This window comes from Halorarius halobius (assembly GCF_024298865.1).
Lineage (GTDB): Archaea > Halobacteriota > Halobacteria > Halobacteriales > Haloarculaceae > Halorarius > Halorarius halobius.
The window spans coordinates 3,278,941-3,300,499 of record NZ_CP101161.1 but is presented as its reverse complement, the minus strand read 5'-3'; the positions used below and the strand labels follow the sequence as shown (position 1 = coordinate 3,300,499).

The window sequence follows — 21,559 nt, the reverse complement described above, 5'->3', positions numbered from 1 at the left end:
ATGAATGAATGATGAGCATGAAGATCTTGGTGTCGGAATTGTCACATCACCTACTACCTATGATGCTCAATTAGAACCCATCAAAAGGTTCATTCATATCCTTCAACCTATCTCTAACCCACTAGTTTTGTTTGGTGGTGGATATACAGATGAATCCGTCTCATCAAAGATTTCAAAATTTGAACAGACTGGCTCATATATCTCTGGCGTTGGCATTATTGACAATATATATTTACAGCTATTTGCTTGCATTAAGATATTTTTACACAGGAAAGAAATAAATGTCATATATTTTCAAAAAGGGGCAATGTCTTACTTTATTCCGGTCGTCATGTGTAGGCTTTTGCCACTAAAAACGAGTGTTATCAAAGTGGGGGCATTCTCAAATGAACGTCCAGGGGCCAAATACCTGAGCAACTTTGTCTACTATTTAGAATACTTAGCTTTTAGATTCTCTGATCACGCAATAGTATTTTCGGATTCTGAGAGACGAACAGTACCTAACAATAATACATATGTCGCATTCTCTAATTATCGTGATTTTGACCAATTCGACATCCACAACGGTATTGAGGACCGTCAAGTGGATATTGGATTTGTGGGTGGATTCACGAAGGTAAAGAGTGTAGTTGAATTTTCAATAGCTGCTAAAGAGCTAGCAAAAACTAACCCAAATATCCGAATTAAAATGGTAGGAAATGGCCCACTATACAATGAAGTATGTAAAATAGTAGGGGACATTCCTCAAATCGAGTTGACTGGTTGGATAAACCATAATGATATATCAGATGTGTTTAATGATGTGAAGTTTATATTTATGCCTTCACATGCAGAGGGGTTACCGACTACAGCCATTGAAGCTATGGGCTGTGGAGCAATCGTCGTTGGAACGAATGTTGGTAGTTTAAGCGACTTACTGGATGATGGTATTATTGGATTTGAATTACCCGATAATCAACCCAATTCGATCTATAACACCTACAATAGAGTCTCCACGCACGAAGGATTACAATCAATAGTCCAGAACCAAAGGGAACTCGTTACACGTCGTTACACTTTGGAAGAGGCCCGAGCGGAATTTAAGAAATTATCTTACAAATTAGCTCAAGCCGATTCCCATTAATTCCGCAAGTAAATAACCTGCTTGTTACTGCCAGTGGAGGTGAGAAGCAGTTAGAGTCTGTAGAGGACCGTGGTGGTTCCGGTGGGGACGACGGGGATGCCGAATATAAAGACGAGGACGACCTCAGGCCACATCTCGCCCTAGAGATTGTAGTGAAGTGTCACTACATAACTGTTGACAGCGGTGACGAACAGACTGAAAATTAGTTGTCGTCGAGTAGCGGGAGCACGTTTCTGCCTGCGAAGTGTGTCACCCTGATTCAATTCGAATGGTTATCCTTGCCGAATACAACACCGTTAATTAGTAGCGTGGGTTGATTGTTCTCTGTGGATTCCCGGGTTCGTACCTTATCTCGGTTCAGAAGGGCTGTCGTAATAATTCCATATATTATTTTATCTGTGGCTGTCCTGGTTCTCCAGTTTCAGCAAATTGCAGATGGTCCATGGGTTAATATCTACTCCCATTATGCGATATTCTGGACGCTGGTTGTTGCTGCCATCTTGGCTTTTATTATTGCCATCTGGGCAGGAGTTGCTTCTTGGGCAACGACCTGTCTCTTCGCACTCCTTGCGGCCTTTACAATTATCCTCCCATCGACCCAATGGGGTGTCCCATACGGCTACCATGATCCTTGGAATCATCTTTGGTATCTCCGAACTCAGCGGCTTGATCCAAGCCACAACCCATATCCACTATTCCACACGCTAATTCTCACCATCTCCGAACTCACCGGACTAAGCAAGTATCACGTTCTTTCTGCTATTCCCTTTGTCTCAGTCTCGGTGAGTCTCCCTTTAATGGTGATTGTGTCTAAGTGCTTGCCCGCTCCACGCAGAGCTCGCTATAGCATCGTGATTATTGCTGTTCCTGCTCTTTTGATGAACATTGCTCCACGGCCATTTTCATTCGGGTGGCCCCTTATTCTCGTGTTTTGGTGGTTCGGTGTCAAAATCCGATTTCAACGTTCACACTGGAGCAGCAGATTTGGATTCATCTTACTTTTGCTATTCATTGGGATAATGATGCATCATTTGCTAGCAGCGCTGTTCGGAATTACTCTACTGGCAATGTTTTGGGTAGTCAATCAGGGTGCGTACTATACACGACTCGGCGAGTGGGCGGACTTTCGGTTGGGCTGGATACCCATTGGAATAATTTTGTCGACTGGCTCAATCTTTTTAATATATCTGTTTTCCATAACTGGAAATGGTATTACAATCCTCACCAGCACGTTAGCATCGATATTGAGCGACGGTAGTTCCAGTCAGGGTGTGAGTCCGTCATCCGTTCGAACGAAGCAAACGATACTGCCGCTGATAGTCCAGGCTCTGTCAGAGGTACTCCGCCGGACAAGCTACCTACTCATGCTCAGTGCTACGGTCGGTTTGGGAGTGGTGGCGCAACTTCGAAACCGCCGCCTCGGAACACCACTAATCGCCTCCGGTTTAATGACTGGAATTATCTCCATGCTATTTGTGTTAGTTGATCTCGTACTTCAGTCAGGTGGTCTGAATACCAGAAGGGTGGTCGTTATCCTTCCGTTGATTCTCATCCCTTCAGTAATCAACGCCCTCAGGCCCCTCGATCAACCAGACTCCCGATACCGGGTAGCAATGGCGATATTGCTGGTTATAGGTCTCGTCCTGCCGGGTGTGTTAATAGCGTATCCATCCCCACTCCAGGGTTCCATCGCCTCCAGCACCACCGGAGAGCAAGTAGACGGCTACCAGTGGCTTCATCAGCACCGGTCAGCGGAACAACGAGTAACAGGTACCTCAACGACGTTTTGGTTGGCACGAGGGTTGTTTGGCTACCGAACCGATAGGGAATGGGCCGGAGATAGCCCATATACTGGCCAAATTGCTTGGCGATTGCGCGAGGAATCCTACTCATGGCAAGTAGATAATCGACCTCCTAACACAATATACGTAATCGATGATCTCGAAATTAAGCGATCACAGTTTCAGAAGGCCCCCAGTAAAGCGTCGTCAAACCGCCAGCAACTCAATGATTTTCGCCAAAGTTCATCGCAAATATATCAAAATGGAGACATTAGCTTCTGGATCCGCTATCCTGCTACTGTCTCAAAAATTCGATAGCCGATTATTGGAGCGACGCCAATAGTCTAAATCACGGTGGTCTCGATCTCTGTTTAGCATATATCATCGTCCCTTGAACATTGATATCGCATGCTCGTAAAAGCTATAAATAATGTTCATCTCTGTGGCATCATAGTAATCCCTAGTCCACAATAATAAGATATTAATTAGAATGCATATGGTCCCTAATATAATTAAATTGGTGATTGAAAAGTTCAAATATTGTTTACTGGCCCAAATTATTCCTCCAAGAGGTAGGATATGTAAAGGAGTGTACTTTAATTGAACATGGAATGGATGAATCTGGTACATATAATATCCCTCAATCACTGAAATAGTATTGATAAAGGCCATTGAGGCGGTAGTCGCAAAGGCAGCGCCAATAGCTCCAAATTTTGGTATTAAAAGAAGATTGAGTACTAGATTTACTGCTAGACCGATTACAGAGTTCATCGAAGTAAGAACATTGTGTTGCATCGCGAGGAGAATATCTCCATTCCGTCCGAAAATTATGTTAATAAAATACCCAATCGCAAGTATTTGCAAAGCCATTGCAGCGGTTGTATAATCTTGACCATACAATGACCCAATAACTGCATCTGGCACCAAAACAAGTATTAAGATAACTGGAAGTGAGAAATATAATATATTTTTAGTCGCTAACTGGTAGATATATTTCAGTTCATCAATCTGTTCTTTGTCAGCCATTTTGCTTATAACTGGCATAAAAAGAAAGCCAACTGAATTCATCAATAACATAGCAAGCCCGGAGAGAACGAACGCCGCATTATATATTCCAACTTCTGCTGTCGACGTAAAATAACCTAACAGAAGATTATCAACCGTACTCATAAGTGTCGTAGATAATCCTAATACCACCAATGGGAACGAAAATCGATATAGGTCCGTCCGCAACTCGGGAAGTGTCCATGACTTTACTGTACTAGAAAGAAGGATTACCCCTAGCACAGCGGCAAGGACGAATGGAAGAACATACGCGGCCGAGTACCAAACTGCACCAACAGCAAATAGGGAGATAGTAAGGACAAATATTAATCGGCTTACTGGGATTAGAAGATTCATTGTATATACTTTCCATCTTGGTTGAGAGAATCCTCTGGTACTTCCCACAAACACTTTGAAAAGACCAAAGAATGGTAGCACAAGGAGGAAAGGAGCAATTTCTTCAAAGCGAAGCGAAAGCCCGGCCCATTCGATAAAGGACGGACCGACAACATACCCCAGTCCCACAAGAACGAGAGATGTGCTGAGTACGTAGAGTAAGGAAGAAAAGAGAAGATTAGTTTGTCCAGTTTCATCTTCGCTCGGCAAAAGCCTGGCAACGCCTGTATCCATTCCTGAGATACTAATGATTCCCAGGATTGTGAGGACAGAGAATCCAAGCCAAACCACTCCATATGTTTTAACACTGCTGAAGCGTGCAATGGCGATCTCGCTAATGAATTTAAGCGCCATCCCGGCAATCTGTCCTAAGATGATAGTAATACCTCCAATCGATATCTCTTTGAGTGCCGAAGTGATATCATGAGATTCGCCAGACGACATAATAGTTATATTTCTATCGTTGAATTATGGAGGAGGGAGAAATGCTTGTCGGAACGTCCTGCTACTACGAATGAATATATTTTGCCATTCCACATTTTCGACTGCGGCTGGGGTAAAAATTAAAATGACACTTCTTAGGACGGAATTTAATACAAGAAGAAGGACATATTCATAGTACTGAATGGATATGTGTATATGGTGGCCCAATATTAATTATAAATAAGGGCACCCATTGAATAATACCGCGATTAAATAATGATTGCCAGAATCAATTTATATTTCAATTACTTATGCTCTGAAAGTTATTGAATGTATCCCAGATCCCTCAACCTCTCTCGGGTGTCGCCTTCTGTACCTTTAGACACATACTCCGGAATAATTGGATCACGCATGGCGGGTTCGTCGGAATTTGAGAGGGACAGGGTTCTGCCATCAATATCTTTAGGAATTTCACAACCAAAAAAGTCCAAAATGGTGGGAAATATATCCGTTATTGAAATTGAGCCTGAGAGTGATTCCTTCCTCACGTCTGGACCAGAAGCCAAGAATAATCCTCGGAGGTCATTTTCTGCCTTCCAATGTGATGTACTTGAGAACACTTGATTATTTCCCACCGCACCGCTGGTGTGAAGGCCCTCACCTTGCTCAAATATGATATCGGGTGCAGCGTCTAAGTATGGACCCTCATACACCTCCTCTTTTCGGCATACTACATTAGCTACTGGTTTCCCATTAGTATCCCGTGACAGTGAACTGAGTTTAGTAATTATTTCGTCTCGGTAGGATTCATCTAGGACGTAGACGAGACCTTGTCCACTCGCGATAGCTTTCGATTTATCCCAATTTATTTTATTTATTTTTTTCTTTCTTTTAATGCCTTCATCATCTTGTGGTATCACCGAACGAAATGGTTCTTTGATAACAGATGGGATATACTGATGCATTCCAAGCTTCTGTAATGTTGAAACAATTCGTTGCTGATTCACTCCGACACGATGCAGTAGATTATCTACAGAATCATCTGTAATCAGATATCCTTGGTTTTCGAGCCAAGTATTGATGTGGAAAACCGTGTCAATTTTGTTGCATCCATGATCGGACATCAATATCAAATTTGTGTCTGGAAAAGATTCTCTAAGAGTTCCAATATGATTGTCAACCACCTCCCATGCATCTTTTACTGGTTCCCCACGCCAGAAGTAGTGTTGAAGATTATTGATATAGAATACTGTGCAATGAGCCATCTCAACGGGTCGTTTTTTCAAAATATCCTCAAAACGAGATAATCTACCATCAATTAGATTTACAATTGAACTCGCAGATTGGTAGTCTTCACAGGAAGTAAGACTCCGCTCGGGGTGTAACCTGTAACCCGATCTATCCAACTCTGCGTTTAATGCTTTTGGAAGAGCATACTCTGTATCGGAGCTTCCTGGACCACCTGCTATCATAAATCCATCAACATCAAACGGTGGGTAAGTCATGGGAAGGTTCATTATACCCGTTGAGATTCCCTCATCGTTCAGGTAGTCCCAGAAGTCACTGCTTTTAAATGATTTTGAGTCAGGAATTGATACGCTCCTCTCTTCCTTATTAATCATTTCCCACCAGTAAACACCTAATTTTCCTGGATTTTTCCCGGTAGAATAACTCCGCCAATTCGGACATGTTACAGGTGGCATGCAACTAATTGAATCCGTGGAAACTCCATTCTCGCGGAGGGCAGCAATATTGGGCAAATATCCCTGTTCAATCCACGGATCGATTAAATCCCAATTAGCCCCATCAAGTCCAAGAACAATCAGCTCTGGCATCTTTGTAAGGTGAATGTTTTCGTTGCTTATAAACTCCCCTGAATCGTTTAGAGCATTCTATACGAATTGGTTAGGTAAATTTATTGCGAATACCAGTGATAAACTATTAATATATATTATCATTCATTTGTTCAGTGAGTTGCGACATAGTCATTGATTTAATTAGGCCTTCTTTTTGCAATTCCGATATGCGGCTGATTAACCAATCAAATTGTTCGATAGCATTATCATTACCGATGAAATTATGTGGATGGGCCCATACATGAAATACCTCGTTGTTCGAGATCGCGCGTTTTATCCCGGACTCAAACCACCGTCGCTTAATCTGAGGTAACTTTTGCTGTAGTCGATGAATTGGATTATAGAAAAAATACGTACTAACAGGATGTCTCCACACCCCATTCGACTCACGGGTCGGAACTGCCGTTTTAGGCCCGCCTATACCGGTATAAAATTTCGCCACCCTACTTATAGCCGGCGTCTTGCTTGGAGCTCTGTAACTACTATATCCCGTATCGGCGAGTAGGGATACGGGGACGTCACCATGCCGTGGCGAAATGAACGTCCGCATTTCTCCATCTTGGGCAAGTTTCTGGCATTGTTCAAGTTCGCAAGTCAATACTTCGTCGTCCACCCTCGTAGTAACATGGGAAAAGGTATGCGAACCAATTTCTTGGTTTGATTTACATGACCTAAGTCGATTAATCAAGTCCGAAGCGTACCAGAGGGGGTCCTCTCGGACGTTCGTACAGGGGTCGCTATTGTACCAATCTTTTCTCGGGACCAAAAGGTTTGAATGAGGGTAATCTCCGTTTTGCCTACACTCTTCTAATAGTAAGTGTCCGACCGTCCCCCATGTACTTGAAACGTCATTTCGTTCAAGAATATCTACAATCTCACCGATGTATGACCGTGAATCGAAGGCATGGAAACGGGCTGGCAAAGAATCTAAGTCATGGAATCCCCATGCGAGCTCAAAGTCCCAAGAAAAGACAAAAACGCCAGTTTCAAGCTTTCTATCACTCATGTTTTGGATATATTGAATAATCCAGCATGAAATATACTGGTGAATAAGTGATTTAAATCTGTGGGTCTCTCACGATCTGGATACATTTGGTGGATTGAACTACCGCTTTCCCGTTGCTTGCTAGTCTTTCCGCTCAGTATCCATCTTTTGGAATGGCTTGTATTCCTAGTAGTTTTCTTTAGACTCACGTTCCGCAGATAGAAATTAATCATTTTACCGCTGAGCATACGAAAGCGCTCCGAATATGTACCATCCCGGCCGACATTTAATCGAGATATGCATTCCTATAAATTGTTATCTAAACTCAAACTGGGCATTAGGACAATTATCAACGGTATGCGAAAATACCGATCACAGCCACGCTGACAACTTCCTATGAATGTTGCAATTCATAGATATCCGAGATTACTAAGCCGATCCTCCAGCTGTTCATTTGTGGAATCCGTGAGTGATGCACATTCAGGTTGAATAGACTTGACCCACTTATCAAGCATCTCCTCAAGCTCGGTGGATTTTAACGGAGAGGTCTCAATAATATTCTTACTTTCATGAGGATTTTCTGAGAGGTCATATAGTGCTTGGTAGCCGTCAGTCCCCCTTACGAGCTTATATTCGTCGTCGTATACCGCCCGTAATTGACGGTCATACTGAGAAACATCGAAATCTCCGTTCTCGGATTTCTCTCTAAGTCGTGATATCGGAGGCATCGGATTTAGATATTCGGAGACGATTGTTCGCTCTGTAAGACTCTCATAGTGGAGAGGTGTACCCTTTTGCTGCGCTTGGAAAGAATCGTCATTAATTCCATAGTCAGATAATATCTCCACAAGAGTCGCCGGCACGTCTAGCGACGATACACGACTCTCAATAATATCTCCCCCATCGAAGACGCCTGGATAGTGGATAATCAACGGGATATGTGTAAGCGTCTCGTGAATACTATAATGATGAGCCATGAGTCCATGGTCTCCGATATTCTCTCCGTGATCTCCTAGCACGATGATGATTGTGTTGTCCCGTTGTCCTGTTTGATCCAGATAGTCGAGAATTCGGCAAATTTGGCGGTCTACGTGGAAAATCTCCGCATCATATAGCCGTTCAAGAAAATCGAAGTCCGACTGTTCCATCTCGACGTTCCGAATGTTATATGCCGTCGCATCTTGGTTCAATAATTCTAGCCTGTTTTCAGTCACGTGGTCTGGAATGAACTTCCGTCGGCAGTCCTCGGGCGGCTCAAACGGAAGGTGTGGTTCTAAAAAGTTGATGAACATGAAGTATGGATTAGATTGCCCGATAACTTCATGCGCTTTATTGACTGCCTTCCGAGCTCCATCGTCGTCGCGATCTACGAACTGTCGGTAGGCTGCAGTCATTCCGTTACGAGCTATCTCAAGGGGAGACTGCGACGAAAGGATTGAGGAGACACGTTCGGGAAGAGAATTTCCAGAGTCCGTTACTTTCATGACAAATTCTCTGTATGATTCTGTAGAAAATGGGCCGAATAGATGGTGGAAATGATCGAACCCGTCAATAATTCCAAATTGTGACGAGAACCAAGGATTAGCCGACATCCCAATTGTGTTATATCCATGAGCACTGAGCATAGATGCGAGTGTTGTCAGTGAGCTCGGGAGCTGGCTCTCGAGAGAGTTTGTCTGATGAACTGTAGGTGGAACGCCTGTAAACAAGCTAGCATGGCTCGGGAGAGTCCAAGGGGAGATAGATGTCGCCCGCGAGAATTTTACTCCTCTAGATGCGAGAGCGTCAAGGGTTGGAGTTGTCTCCCGTTCATTACCGTAACAGGAGAAGTTTCTAGCCCGTGCAGTGTCAAGCACAAGCATGACTATATTAGGTGGAGAACACCCATTTTCACCTTCGAACCCCATTGGGACTGAATATCGGAACTGGCACTATGTACCTTTTGGATGCAATTGGAGGTCCATATCACAACATTTAATTTACCCCATTTGACAATACAAATACAATGGGACTTGGGGCAATTGAGAATGTAGTGTTGTTTGTAGGGGATGCCGTCCGCTTCGACAAATCTGTCAATCAACTTTCGAAGCTTGGCCCAACATGTCGAACAATTTCAGCTTCACTACATACCCCGGCTTCGTTTGGGAGTCTTCTTACTGGTCTGAACGTACCCGCTCACGGGATTACTGGATTCCAGAATGTTCTACCAAAGGAAATACCTTCTTTGCTTGAACTCAATGGTATAAACACTGCATTTTCCGATAAGACCGGCACGATGCATGAGGATATGCATCGCATCTTCCGTACCGATGCTCGCGCCTCGCTTGATGAAATTCAATCGCCGTTCATTTGGATCGCAAGGGACCCGGGGGGACACGCACCGTACGATGGCTATGACGGGGAGACATACGACCAAATGGATGAGAATGCTTCTGAATACTTTAGCAGGGTTGCTGGAGATATAGAACTGATAGAAAGGGACTACCAACGTGGGGTAAGGGATTCTGTTTCCCGGTTTAAGCAATGTGTTGAAACTATTCGAAAACGGGGGTTAGCAGATGAGACCTTGCTCATTTACACTAGTGACCATGGGGAACTCCTTGGGGAATACGGACTTCTCGGGCACAATCACGTCGCCTGTCCCGAACTGGTATATGTACCGACAACTTTTGTCCATCCGAAACTCGAACCAGGCCAAGTGAACCAATTATTCCGGAATATCGATATTGTTCCAACTGTCCTTGATTTGATTGAACGCAAATCGGAACTACCGCTTGATGGTGTCTCGTATTTTGAGGAGGGGAGTAGAATAGGTTACAACCATTTTGAAATGACGTTTTATAATAATGGACTTTTGAGTGATTTCTCCAACAAAGTTCGTAGCTGTTGGGATGAGGGGGGAGGACACGTTTTTGTCGAAAGCGGACACCGTGATTCTATAGCAATATACCTTGGATTACTTGCAAATGGACACAAGGGTAAACATATTCTTAAGACAAAAAATATTTTATCATCAGGGCGGAAGTTTCTCCCAGGGTATGAAGTATATGGTTCACCCAATATTAGTAAACATATGGCAAAATCGTATATCGAGGATACTGTAGACCGGACTATTAATCCTACAGTGTCCAACCTTAACGAAGATACCCAGGACCGTCTAGAGGATCTGGGCTACCTTTGATTGGCACGTACGGTATCTTGGATGATATTGAATAGAAGGCATGAGGCGGATTAACAATGGAAAACGAAGCTAGATTAAATAATCAGGATATCTCAATACTGAACGTAATAATCGGGACACCAGAGTCACGAATGGGAGCGGTAAGAGCTGGCTTACTTTTCGGAGAACATCTATCCGATATTCTCGCCGTTGATTCCGTCAAGATGAGCGGAAAATACGACGAACAAACTCTTCGTGAACTCAGTATCGATTCCCCTATCTACAAGATTCCTTCAAAAACCATGCTTCGGGACTTGTTTAAGTACATTATTGGTTCGGAACATAACTATTCAAATGCGTTGATTTGGACTAAGCTCGATCCTCCGAAACCACTGGAATCGTACGATTTCGTCCACATCCACAATGCAATACCGCTCGCTGGAATGGTGAGTGTCGCCTTGTCTTGCCGGGCCGCAGGTGTCCCATATTGCGTGACGATGCACGGGATCAGTAAAATCCCAGAACTACCTGAGAGTATGGGCATGTCTCGTCCCGTCAAATTGGCTTTTCAGTTCGGCTTTCTTCGGCCTTACTGGTGGGTGCTTAAAAATGCGACCCACCTTTTTGCCCTCTCCGAGGGCGACGTTAAAACGGTACGGCAGCGGTTTCCAAACCAATCTATAAGTATTCTGCCAAATGGGGTCGAACCAAATCCTCCTCAGCCTGACGCGCCAATAATCGTCGCCGATGAGTTCGGTATCAAGTCTTCAACCCCCATCTTGCTGTTTGTCGGAAAGCTCATACCTAGTAAGGGTATTGACGATCTCCTAGCGGCTTTCGAACGGCTTAACGAAGATACACGCCTATTGATAGTTGGCCCGACTGAGAATCAAAGTTACGTCGATCGGATCAAAAGGATGCCCCATGCCGACTATCTCGGATACGTCGACCAGCCGCTTCTCGATACCCTCTATCAGCGAGCGGACCTGTTCGTTTTCCCAACTCGCTCCGATGTGTTCCCCTTAGTGACGCTGGAGGCAATGGCCGCACAAACCCCTGTCGTAACCACCGAAGTCGGAGGGCTCCCCGAGCAGATTACAGACAAAACAGGTATACTGGTCCCACCAGAGTCCCCCACAAAACTCACTGCTGCCCTCGAGGAACTACTAGCGGACGAAAAACTGAGAAGCGAAATGGGAACGAACGCAATTGCCCGGGTCCGTGAACAGTTTTCATGGAGAAGCGTCGTTGAACGAGCAGCAACCGAATACAAGCGGATGTATTCCGACTGTGACAATTCACCCGAAATCACATCGACACGAGGTAAATAATTCCCAACCGATGACACAGAACATCCTCTTAGTCACAATCGATTCTCTTCGTACGGACCACCTCTCCCTCTTCGGGCATAGTACAGCCCAAGACGGGACCCTAACACAATTGGGAGAGGCTAACATATCTTTAGAACACGCTTACGCGACTGGACCAGGCACAACCCCGTCCTTCCCTGCACTTCTGACTGGCACCCTCCCACTATCATACGGGGGGATAGGACCCCTATCCGATGAGCGACCTCGAGTTAGCGAATCCCTCCACGAGGCAGGGTTGAAGACAGGAGGCTTTCAGTGCAATCCATTCCTCTCCACTCATTTCAACTATGATCGCGGCTTCGATCGATTTGAGGACTACCAGAACCCCCTGATGGGAATAGCTACCAAGGTATTCCCTCGTGGGATAGAGATTAACAATCCAAAACTGAGCCGAGTAGATAATATCTTCCATATCACGGACGCAATTAAAAAATCGTATCAGCTAGTCATGGGTAAACCGCGACCCTATGTGAGTGCCGAGGTAATCACCGATGATACACTGGAGTGGCTTGATGAAACTAATGACCCCTTCTTTTGCTGGACGCATTATATGGATGTCCACCATCCGTGCTTTCCACCGAAACCGTATCGACAACAATACGGCGTTGACCACGTCACTCAATCAGAAGTCTCGACGCTGTATGCCAGAATGCTAGACGACTCTGAGACACTCTCAGAAGATGTGCTTACGGATCTGAGACTGCTCTACGACGCGGCTATCGACTACGTAGATGACCAGATCGGACGGATTATCAGACATCTGAAATTGTCTGGACGATTCGAGGACACCCTCGTAATCGTGACGTCCGATCACGGGGAGCTCTTCGGTGAACACGACCAGTTCGGGAAGCCAGAACGGATGTACGACGAACTCCTCCACGTCCCAGTTATCGTAGCAAACGGTCCCAACTGGGTAGAGGACGCGATCGGCGAACTCGTAAGCTTGCTTGATATACCTCCACTAATTCATGAAGTCCTCGAAATTGACGTGCCTGATGTCTACGAAGGACAGTGTCCAGCTATTTCCAAGCCTCGAGACTACATACTTGCAGAGCATGAAGTTCATGGGGACGTGATTGTTGGTGCTCGCTCTGAAGACTGGCTCTACGAAGCCGACGAAATACGGGACGAGCACCGACTGTTTGACCTTCGGAATGATGGATTTCAGCAGGTTTCAATATCAGAGCATCCCGACGTACCTGTCCGGACCGTCGTGGCCGACCGTCTCCAGAGTTTAGATATTGACACTCGGCGGTTAGAAGATGAAGTCGAAGGCGATGTGCAATCACGGCTTGAAGACCTCGGCTATTTGTAGTGATTCCACCATTTCATTGTTTAAAAAGAAAAAACTATTGTAACTCGACTTCACGCCTACTAGCAGATGCCCATCGAATGGAGTAATTCATCGGTTCTCGTAACGGGGGGTGCAGGGTTCATTGGTTCTTTCCTCACGGAGGAACTAGTCAAACGCGGCGCTGACGTTCGAGTTGCTGATAATCTAACTCGGGGGGACTCTGGCAAAATCGACCATCTCGAAGACAAGATCGAGTTCATCCCTGCGGACCTCACTACCCACAGAGGATGCATTGAATCTACAGAGGACATCGACTACGTGTTCCACCTCGCTGCCAGTGTTGGGGGCATCCACTATATCCAGCGTGAGAACGTTGGTGGGCTCACGCCGAGCGTGCTGATGAACCAGAACATGCTCGAAGCAGCTCGAATCAACGATGTCGATCGGTTTCTGTTCGCGTCCAGTGCCTGTATCTACCGACAGGAACATGACGATCTCAACCTCTTCAGCGAAGATCAAGCTATTCCAGCAAACCCGCATAGCACGTATGGGTGGGCGAAAGTCCTCGGTGAGGTCGCCTGTGAAGCCTACCAGCAGGACACCGACCTGAAGACCAGCAGCGTGCGTATCTTCAACGCCTTCGGCCCGCGTGAGAGTCTTGACCCCGAAAGCAGCCACGTCATCCCATCGCTGTGCCGAAAGGCAATCGAAGAACCCGATGGCGGATCCATCGAACTGTTCGGCGACGGCACACAGGAACGGGGCTTCATCTACGTCACCGACCTCGTCGAGGGAATGATACAGACCATTGAGAAGAAGACTGACGGCGAACCGATTAACCTCGGCAACTCGAAGGAGGTCGTTTCGATGAACGAGCTCGCGGAGAAAATCATTGCCATCAGCGGCAAGGACCTCTCTATTGAACATGACCTCACGAAGCCTACTGGCACCGACAAGTACGCGTGCGACATGACAAAGATGAAAAAAGAACTCGACTGGGAACCGCAGACGCCATTTGACGAAAGCCTCCGAAATGTCTACGAATGGGCTGAAGCTGAGCTGAATGGGAACAAACAAGTCGCCGCACCGGATGGAGGCGAATAATGGGGACTTGGACCAACGAGCACGTTCTCGTCACAGGTGGCGCATCGTTCATCGGGTCGCATCTCGTCGAAGACCTTGTCGCTGAGGGAGCTGACGTCCGTGTCGCGGACGACTTCTCGAGCGGTGAGATGGTGAACCTCGAAGCTGTCGAGGGCGACATCGAAATCGTCGACGGGAACCTGAAACACTATGAGTTCGCCGACGCGGCAACTGAGGGCATCGACACCGTGTTCCACCTCGCTGCCGACCACGGGGGCCGTGGTTACATCTCGAACTACCCCGCGAACTGCGCCACGAACATGGCGCTGGACAATATCGTCTACGAGACAGCTGCCAAGAACGGTGTCGACCGCATCTGTTTCGCCTCAAGCGCCTGCACGTACCCGACAGACATCCAGCAGGAACGCAACCGCCTCTCGGAGGACATGGTGAGCTTCGAGGAGCGTGGGGGTGCCTACGCGGACGAAGTGTACGGCTGGGCGAAGCTCATGGGCGAACGGTCCCTCCAAGCGTATCACGAACAGTACGATATCGACGCCAGCATGGTCCGAATCTTCACAGCTTATGGGCCTCGTGAAAACGAGACGCACGCCATCGTCGCGCTGATGGCCAAGGCGTACGCCGAACAGGACCCGTACCAAATCTGGGGGGACGGGGAGCAGACGCGGAACTTCACGTACGTGAAAGACATCACCCGTGCTCTCCGCCTTGCCGCCGAGAATATCACGGACGCGACGCCGGTCAACGCCGGCATCCGCGACTACATCACGATCAACGAGGTTGCCGAGGCTATCTTCGACCGACTCGACTGGGAACCGGACGAGATTAATCACATGACGGATAAACCGGTCGGCGTTCGTCATCGTGCAGCGGACACGACCCGTGCCGAGGAACTCCTCGGCTGGGAGCCCGAGTACACGCTTCAGGACGGCATCGATAAGACCCTCGACTGGTACGTCAACGAGCGGGACAAAGAGTACGTGCAGGAGAACCTCGAGACACTCCTCCACGAGCGGTAATCGGCTTCCGTCGAGCTTTCACGATGACCGAGTCAGACAGCGAGTACGTTCTGGTCACGGAGTATTTCCACCCGGATACGGCCTCAACCGGGCAGTTAATGACTGATCTTGCAGTGGGCCTCCAGGAGCGGGGCCTCGATATGGCCGTCTACACGGGGCAGCCGAATTATCACAGCGGGGACAACGAAAAGCAGCCGGTTCGATCCACCCACGAAGGGGTCGATGTCCGGCGTATCCGAGCACCGCAAGTTCGACAGTCTTCGTTCCTGCGCCGGGGTTTCAACTGGGTCATCTTCACTATCTGGATGTTTTTGCGACTGTTGATTTCGCGCCCCGACCGCGAGCGCGAAGTGATCTTCGTGTCCAACCCTCCGTTCCTGCCGGTCGCGATGTGGCTGGTCTGTAAACTCCGGGGCTGGGAGTACACCTACATCGTCTACGATCTGTATCCGGATTTTACGATCGAAACCGGGTACTTCGAAGCAGGTGGGCTCGTCGATCGAATCTGGGGTAAATTGAACGAAAACGTATTTGGCGATGCAAAACACGTCGTCGCACTCGGCCCGGTGATGCGTGACCGAATCACGTCGAATGCCGGGCCTGACTTCGACCCAGACAAAATCGCTATTATCCACAACTGGGAAGACGAGGAATTCATTGTTCCGCGAGCCAAGGCGGATAACTGGTTCGCGGAAGAACATGGGATCGAGGACACGTTCACGCTGCTTTATTCGGGGAATATCGGCGAAAACCACGACCTCGAAACCGTTGTTGAGGCGGCTGCCCAACTCGACGACGAGGATGATGTGACGATCCTCATTATCGGTGAGGGTGACAAGAAGGAGGCGATCATCGAACTGGCAGAGGACTACGACCTTCGTGGCTCGCACATCAAATTCCTCCCGTATCAACCGCTCGATGACCTCCCGTATTCGCTCACAGCCGGCGATGTATCGATTGTCACGGTGCAAGAGGGGATGGAAGGCATCTGTGTCTCGAGCAAACTCTACACCGCGATGGCCGCAGGCATGCCGATCCTCGTAATCGCGCAACCAGATGATGATGAGACTCAAATCGTTGAGGCGTTCGACGCGGGTATTAATGCGCCGCAAGGGGATGCTAACTCCGTCGTCGATGCCATCCGAACCTGGACAAATAACCCAGATTTCGTCGCAGAACAAGGAGCGAACGCCCGGCAAGCGTTCGAAGCCAGGTTTACGAAGGACGAATCGATCGATCGGTATTACGACCTTCTCGCGGACGACCGATCGGTTAATCCGGATCCGGTTTCGCAGGACTCAGCCACCCGCTCGACGGCCGCTCGAAACACATCCTGATAGCCTGGCTCAATCCGCTCGTTACTGTCCGCAAGGAGTCCGTCAACCTCCCAGAACTCCGCCGCCGCAGCATCCGATCCAGCAACGGGAGTCCCGGTCGTTGCAGTGCGAGGGATGACGAAGACGATTACAAGCACGGACCGGCCGTCTGGATGTTCGACAAGGACCGTGTCGTGCAGGGTGAGTTCTTCGGCGCTTGCCTTGACGCTCGTCTCCTCGGCCAATTCTCGAACGGCACCGTATGCGGGTGGTTCATCGACTTCGAGATATCCCGCTGGTAAACTCCACGCACCGACGGCAGGTGGAGCTGTTCGCTTTATCAGCAGCAATTGCTCACCGTCAACGACGCATACGCCAGCACAGGGCTTAGGATTGCGATAGTGAATGCGATTACAGGCGGAGCAGTATCGTCTGGCTCGGCCTTCTTGATGAACGGTCGTTAGTTTGCCCCCACAGCCACTACAGTACATATCCTCCATAATCGCTAGTGAGGAGTAACAGCTACCGCGTGTTTGCAGTCGTGCCGAATTAGCTCGATCTGGCCATAATCGGTAAGTTCAGTGTACCCACAACTACCGAATCCGAGAGGACAAATTACCAACACCGAACGATCGGAGTACCACAGTCAGCACAGATGATTGCACAGGTACCCTTGTACATATCTTGCTCGAAGGTTGGACACTCACACCATGTACACATGTCCTGACTGAGTGCGTTCTCAAGCCGATCGATTTGCTCGCTTGCCGAGACTTGCTGTGCCATACCTACCCCCAGAAGAGATTCAATGTCAATCTACCGGAACAAGCGGACCTTGTCGGTTCCTTCACCACGAACCGGAACCGTCCTCTTCACGGTATCTGAAATCCTGAAACGGTGGTGGAAGGTAGTTCTTCGTTCTGTCTAGACGCCCGTTCTTCTCAATCAAAGCTCCTCGTGGGGTACTGACCACCCACCGCAGTCGAGAGCGTATAGAAGGCTCAAAAACACCTACAAAACAACTGCCCAGAGAAACGCGCCGCCAGCGGCTCAGTTGCCTCACTTTTCCCCGTTTTCGGAAGCGCTAGGGACCTGGACGCGTTCACGGCTCTCGACCAGGAATTCGACGCGATGGCCAAACCCGTCGTAATCAACGGCCGCCGAATCATCGACACTCGAGAGGACATCACCTACGAAGGACTGACCTGATAGGCGGGCGATTCTACACCGAATTTTATCCGCACAACTGATATGGAAAACAACCAACCTCTCCTGTATATGGGCCACGATTCTAGCGACCCATCAAGCAAGACGCACTCGGACACACGGTTCGGTCACCCAACGGACGCCTCGGACGACCCACTCACACTCACCCCCACAGCCCTGCGCGACGGCACCTACATCAAAGGCACCGTCCGCAAGCGACAGACGGCCCTCTGTGTGAACCTCATGGCCCAGTAGGCTCGCGTCCGGTACGGGTTCTGCTACGTCCACCCCAGACGCCTTCACGACGCTCGCCGTGCTGTTCGCGCTCCCTGATGACTCCCTCCGCGACGTGGTGTGAATCAGCCCTACTACAAATAAGAACATATCTGTAGCCAATAGATATAAATCAATACAGTATATTGTGAAATTTGTTGGCCAGTCGTCGATAGCGTTCGCTGGCCTCCGCCGTTGCCCGTCCATCACACATGGAACGCACCCGTGATGCCGGACTCCGCCGGTACGCTCGTATCGCGTCCCCAACCACGCTCTCGCACGCCCTCACCCACGCTGGCGCGACCGCGCTGTTCGTCACACTGCTCGCGAGCGCCCCCGCTGCCGCACAATCAACGGCCCAGAGCTTCTGCAACACGCAGATGGCCCAGACCATCCGGAACATGTTCACGGTCATCCAGCTGGGTGGGCCGCTGCTGGGCGGCGTGCTCGCGCTCGGGTCGGTTGTCGCGATTCCGTTCGTCCCGGGGAGCGACCAGAAACTGCGACTGAAACGCGTCCGGAATCAGGCGCTCATCTGGGGTGTCCTGGTCGCCCCCCTTGGCACGGCGATCATCACGTTCCTGCTGAACAACGTGGTCGCCGGAGGCACGAGTTGCGGGTTCTGACCGCCCTCGCCATCACCCTGCTCGTGACGACTCTCCCACTTGCGCCGGTCGCGACCGAAGCCGCGGCGACGCATGCCAGTGCCAGTTCCAGCCCCGTCGACCCCACGGTGCCGCCGAACAGCACCGACCACGGCGTGAACGCACCCGTGTTCCCGACGCTGTGGTCACGAGATGCCGACAACGCCACCCGGACGCCGAACGCGAGCGCCCGCCAGCAACTCGCCGCGAGTACGGACGTCCCGTTCGACCGCCCCCCGGAAGCCGTCAGACACTGGAACGATGGCGACCACGACGAGTTCCCCACGACGAACGAGTCGGTGTCCATCGCCCCACGGGACGCCGACCTGGAGAACGGGACCGTCATCGCGGACGCGTACGTCGAGCTGTTCGCGGTCACGCCGTCGACGCGCGCCCGTATTTCGCCCGATACCCAGCCACACTACATCGCGCCGAACGGCACCGTCCGCGGGGCCGTCGACTACCGCATCGACGCGCGCTCGTTCGCGAACGCGACGGTTACATGGAATGGCGAGATCGAGGAAGTGCGGCTGCTCGTCGACGGCGAGGTCCTCGCCCGCACGAACGGCTCGCACACGCCCACACTCGAGTACGATGACCTGCCTGTGGAGGCCGGCAGCCACCGACTCACCGTCGAAGCGGTCATCACCGCGACCCCAACGGTGGAGGCCGGCGACTGCGAGACCAACGAAACTTGCCCACCCGACGTGGGGCCGGACGTCTCGGCCGACCGCGTCGTCGTCCGCGATTCCACCAACGTCACGGAGTACGATCTCGGCGTCTCGGGGTTCCGCACCCGGTATCCGAACGGCGACACCGGACTCGTCCTCTACAAGAGCAAACCGTGGCTCGGCTACCGCTTCCCCGGTGGCGACGTGCGGGGCGTCTGGCGCTTCTACACGGCTCGCGATCCCGGGTGGGACCGGCTCGTCTACCGGACGGACGACGGCACACACACCCGCGTCTCACCGACCGTCCCGCTCCGGGTGTACGCGTACCCCTTCGAGCCGACGGCGACGCCCAGCCCGCGGGGCACCGTCACCATCATCGAGACGTTCGGGTCGCGCACCGAGCCGCCCACGCTCCCCCAGTCGGTCCGCCTCGACGTGCTCACGGAGCCGTACACGAAGAGCTACGGGCTGGCCATCCGCGTCGACGCAGCGGCGAGCGACACGCCAATCACCGCGGACGGAGTTCGCGCCCTCGGACTGGTGCGCGGGGTTTCGACCACGCCTACGAGAACGGCCGTCTACGAGCAGACACTCCACCGCGCGAACTTGACGCTCACCGTCCGGAACCGGTCGAACGACACGGTGACCATCCGCGCCCGGCTCAGCTCGCGAGCGACGGGTGACCCCATAGCGACGGCGAGTCGGCGTGGCTACCTCGTCGTTGCCGGCGAGCGTGCGAACACGACCGCTAACGGGACGGCCACGGTGACAGTCCCGCGGCAGGGCGGCACGCTGGCCGCTCGGTACGAGCCGGCGCGATGGTGGCGGGAGGATGTCGGCTACACGAGCGCGTCGGATGCCGTCTACGTCGGGGGGACGGTCATCCAGTTCCTCGCGGTGCTGTATCGCTTCGCGGTGCCAGTGTCGCTGTTCCTCGGCGCCGTGTTCATCATCGACCGCTTCACTGGGTGGGGGGTGTGGCCACCCTGGCGACGCCTCTGAACATGCAACGCAACGATTCATCCACGACCGACGGTATCGCTCACACGCCCTCGCGACGGGCGGTGCTTTCACTCGGCGCTGCTGGCGTCGGGTCGGCGCTGGCCGGCTGTTCCGCGATTACGGGCGGGTCGCCCTCGAGTCCGAATCAGTCGAAGGATAGTGTGTTCACAGGGCACTCGTTCGAGGGGAAGGAGTTGGTAGTCGAGTTGCGGGACGGCCACGACGTAGAACGGCTGAACCTAATCGGTCCAGAAGGCCGTGAATATGCCAGTGCCTCAGTCTCAACCGGGGCCACCCAGGCAAGCCTGCAAGTGCTCGAAATTACTCCACGGGACTCATTCCACTATCCGATAGGCAAATCCCGGGTTGTCGCAGTTACGAGCGAAGGTTCGGAGGACCTCCAAATCGAACTCAGACCAAATATTGAGATTACTGGGGTTTCTCAATATTCCGGGAAGGAGCCCCGTGACTTCGGGAATGTGAACGTGTCAATCGAAAACCGAGGGACGGCACCAACGTGGATTTACGATATTTTCTACACCGGAATCCCATATTCAGAGGCACGAAAGGAAGGAGACGGTAGAGGTTCACCGGCATTGTACCTCAAAGAGCCAGAAAAACCCGAACAAGCGATCATACCCCCGGAGACAGAGCGTGAGTTCGTTGACAGCCATCCCCCATACCTCTTCGAGGAGGAATCAGATTGCAATGGAAATCAATTGAAATCGACGGTCCATCTCAAGCTAGGGTATCAAAAAACCCACTCTGAGGAAATTGAGGCGAAATTCTCAGGACAGCCAGTCCAGGCCGAGGGAGTGAGCTTTGACCCAATCTACGCCTGCAAAGAGGGGAGTATCAGACTCATTTCTCGGGAAGAAGATAATGAATAGGCGAA

The 21,559-nt window shown here is 50.2% G+C and carries 16 protein-coding genes; 11 read left to right on the top strand and 5 right to left on the bottom strand.

Translation table 11 applies throughout. The features are described from left to right. Positions 1–4 precede the first annotated feature (4 nt). Positions 5–1,123, top strand: a complete 1,119-nt coding sequence (locus NL112_RS17500) for a glycosyltransferase family 4 protein (protein ID WP_255150138.1) — start codon at positions 5–7, stop codon at positions 1,121–1,123. 2,162 nt (positions 1,124–3,285) lie between these two features. On the opposite strand, the gene NL112_RS17495 is transcribed toward NL112_RS17500, so the two are convergent. From NL112_RS17495 to NL112_RS17485, 3 genes are all read right to left on the bottom strand, one after another. Then, the gene (locus NL112_RS17495; protein WP_255150137.1) at positions 3,286–4,788 is read right to left on the bottom strand and encodes a flippase; all 1,503 of its coding nucleotides are present in this window, start codon (positions 4,786–4,788) and stop codon (positions 3,286–3,288) included. 302 nt (positions 4,789–5,090) lie between these two features. Then, positions 5,091–6,602 (bottom strand): alkaline phosphatase family protein, encoded by a 1,512-nt coding sequence (locus tag NL112_RS17490; RefSeq protein ID WP_255150136.1) that lies wholly within the window; start codon positions 6,600–6,602, stop codon positions 5,091–5,093. Positions 6,603–8,018: 1,416 nt separating this feature from the next. Continuing rightward, positions 8,019–9,515, bottom strand: coding sequence for a sulfatase (locus NL112_RS17485; protein ID WP_255150135.1), 1,497 nt, complete (start codon positions 9,513–9,515; stop codon positions 8,019–8,021). A gap of 98 nt (positions 9,516–9,613) precedes the next feature. Between NL112_RS17485 and NL112_RS17480 the strand changes: the two genes are divergently transcribed. The 6 genes from NL112_RS17480 (at position 9,614) to NL112_RS17455 (ending at position 16,892) form a co-directional block, all read left to right on the top strand. Further along, the gene (locus tag NL112_RS17480) at positions 9,614–10,789 is read left to right on the top strand and encodes a sulfatase-like hydrolase/transferase (RefSeq protein ID WP_255150134.1); all 1,176 of its coding nucleotides are present in this window, start codon (positions 9,614–9,616) and stop codon (positions 10,787–10,789) included. 56 nt (positions 10,790–10,845) lie between these two features. Further along, positions 10,846–12,099: a glycosyltransferase family 4 protein gene (locus NL112_RS17475; protein WP_255150133.1), complete on the top strand. Its 1,254-nt coding sequence runs from the start codon at positions 10,846–10,848 to the stop codon at positions 12,097–12,099. Between the two features lie 10 nt (positions 12,100–12,109). Beyond that, positions 12,110–13,453: a sulfatase family protein gene (locus NL112_RS17470; RefSeq protein WP_255150132.1), complete on the top strand. Its 1,344-nt coding sequence runs from the start codon at positions 12,110–12,112 to the stop codon at positions 13,451–13,453. Positions 13,454–13,519: 66 nt separating this feature from the next. After that, the gene (locus tag NL112_RS17465; protein ID WP_255150131.1) at positions 13,520–14,536 is read left to right on the top strand and encodes an NAD-dependent epimerase/dehydratase family protein; all 1,017 of its coding nucleotides are present in this window, start codon (positions 13,520–13,522) and stop codon (positions 14,534–14,536) included. Further along, positions 14,536–15,555 (top strand): NAD-dependent epimerase/dehydratase family protein, encoded by a 1,020-nt coding sequence (locus NL112_RS17460; protein WP_255150130.1) that lies wholly within the window; start codon positions 14,536–14,538, stop codon positions 15,553–15,555. Before NL112_RS17465 ends, NL112_RS17460 begins: the two co-directional genes overlap by 1 nt. 23 nt (positions 15,556–15,578) lie before the next feature. Next, the gene (locus NL112_RS17455) at positions 15,579–16,892 is read left to right on the top strand and encodes a glycosyltransferase family 4 protein (RefSeq protein WP_255150129.1); all 1,314 of its coding nucleotides are present in this window, start codon (positions 15,579–15,581) and stop codon (positions 16,890–16,892) included. Here the strand turns inward: NL112_RS17455 and NL112_RS22930 are convergent. Next, positions 16,799–17,362 carry an NUDIX domain-containing protein gene (locus tag NL112_RS22930; protein ID WP_350356136.1) on the bottom strand — a complete coding sequence of 188 codons (564 nt, stop codon included), beginning with the start codon at positions 17,360–17,362 and terminating at the stop codon, positions 16,799–16,801. The two genes, NL112_RS17455 and NL112_RS22930, sit on opposite strands and share 94 nt — an antisense overlap. A gap of 124 nt (positions 17,363–17,486) precedes the next feature. After that, positions 17,487–17,654: an HVO_A0556 family zinc finger protein gene (locus NL112_RS23040; RefSeq protein WP_491543645.1), complete on the bottom strand. Its 168-nt coding sequence runs from the start codon at positions 17,652–17,654 to the stop codon at positions 17,487–17,489. Between the two features lie 492 nt (positions 17,655–18,146). On the opposite strand from NL112_RS23040, the gene NL112_RS17450 reads away from it, so the two are divergent. From NL112_RS17450 to NL112_RS17435, 4 genes are all read left to right on the top strand, one after another. Then, the gene (locus tag NL112_RS17450) at positions 18,147–18,329 is read left to right on the top strand and encodes a hypothetical protein (protein ID WP_255150128.1); all 183 of its coding nucleotides are present in this window, start codon (positions 18,147–18,149) and stop codon (positions 18,327–18,329) included. A gap of 230 nt (positions 18,330–18,559) precedes the next feature. Beyond that, positions 18,560–18,973, top strand: coding sequence for a hypothetical protein (locus tag NL112_RS17445; RefSeq protein WP_255150127.1), 414 nt, complete (start codon positions 18,560–18,562; stop codon positions 18,971–18,973). Further along, complete coding sequence (locus tag NL112_RS17440; protein ID WP_255150126.1) at positions 18,961–20,664, top strand: DUF8186 domain-containing protein; 1,704 nt, start codon at positions 18,961–18,963, stop codon at positions 20,662–20,664. The genes NL112_RS17445 and NL112_RS17440 overlap by 13 nt, the downstream gene beginning before the upstream one ends. A gap of 2 nt (positions 20,665–20,666) precedes the next feature. Further along, on the top strand, positions 20,667–21,554 hold the full coding sequence (locus NL112_RS17435; RefSeq protein ID WP_255150125.1) for a hypothetical protein: 888 nt from the start codon (positions 20,667–20,669) through the stop codon (positions 21,552–21,554). Positions 21,555–21,559: the final 5 nt, after the last annotated feature.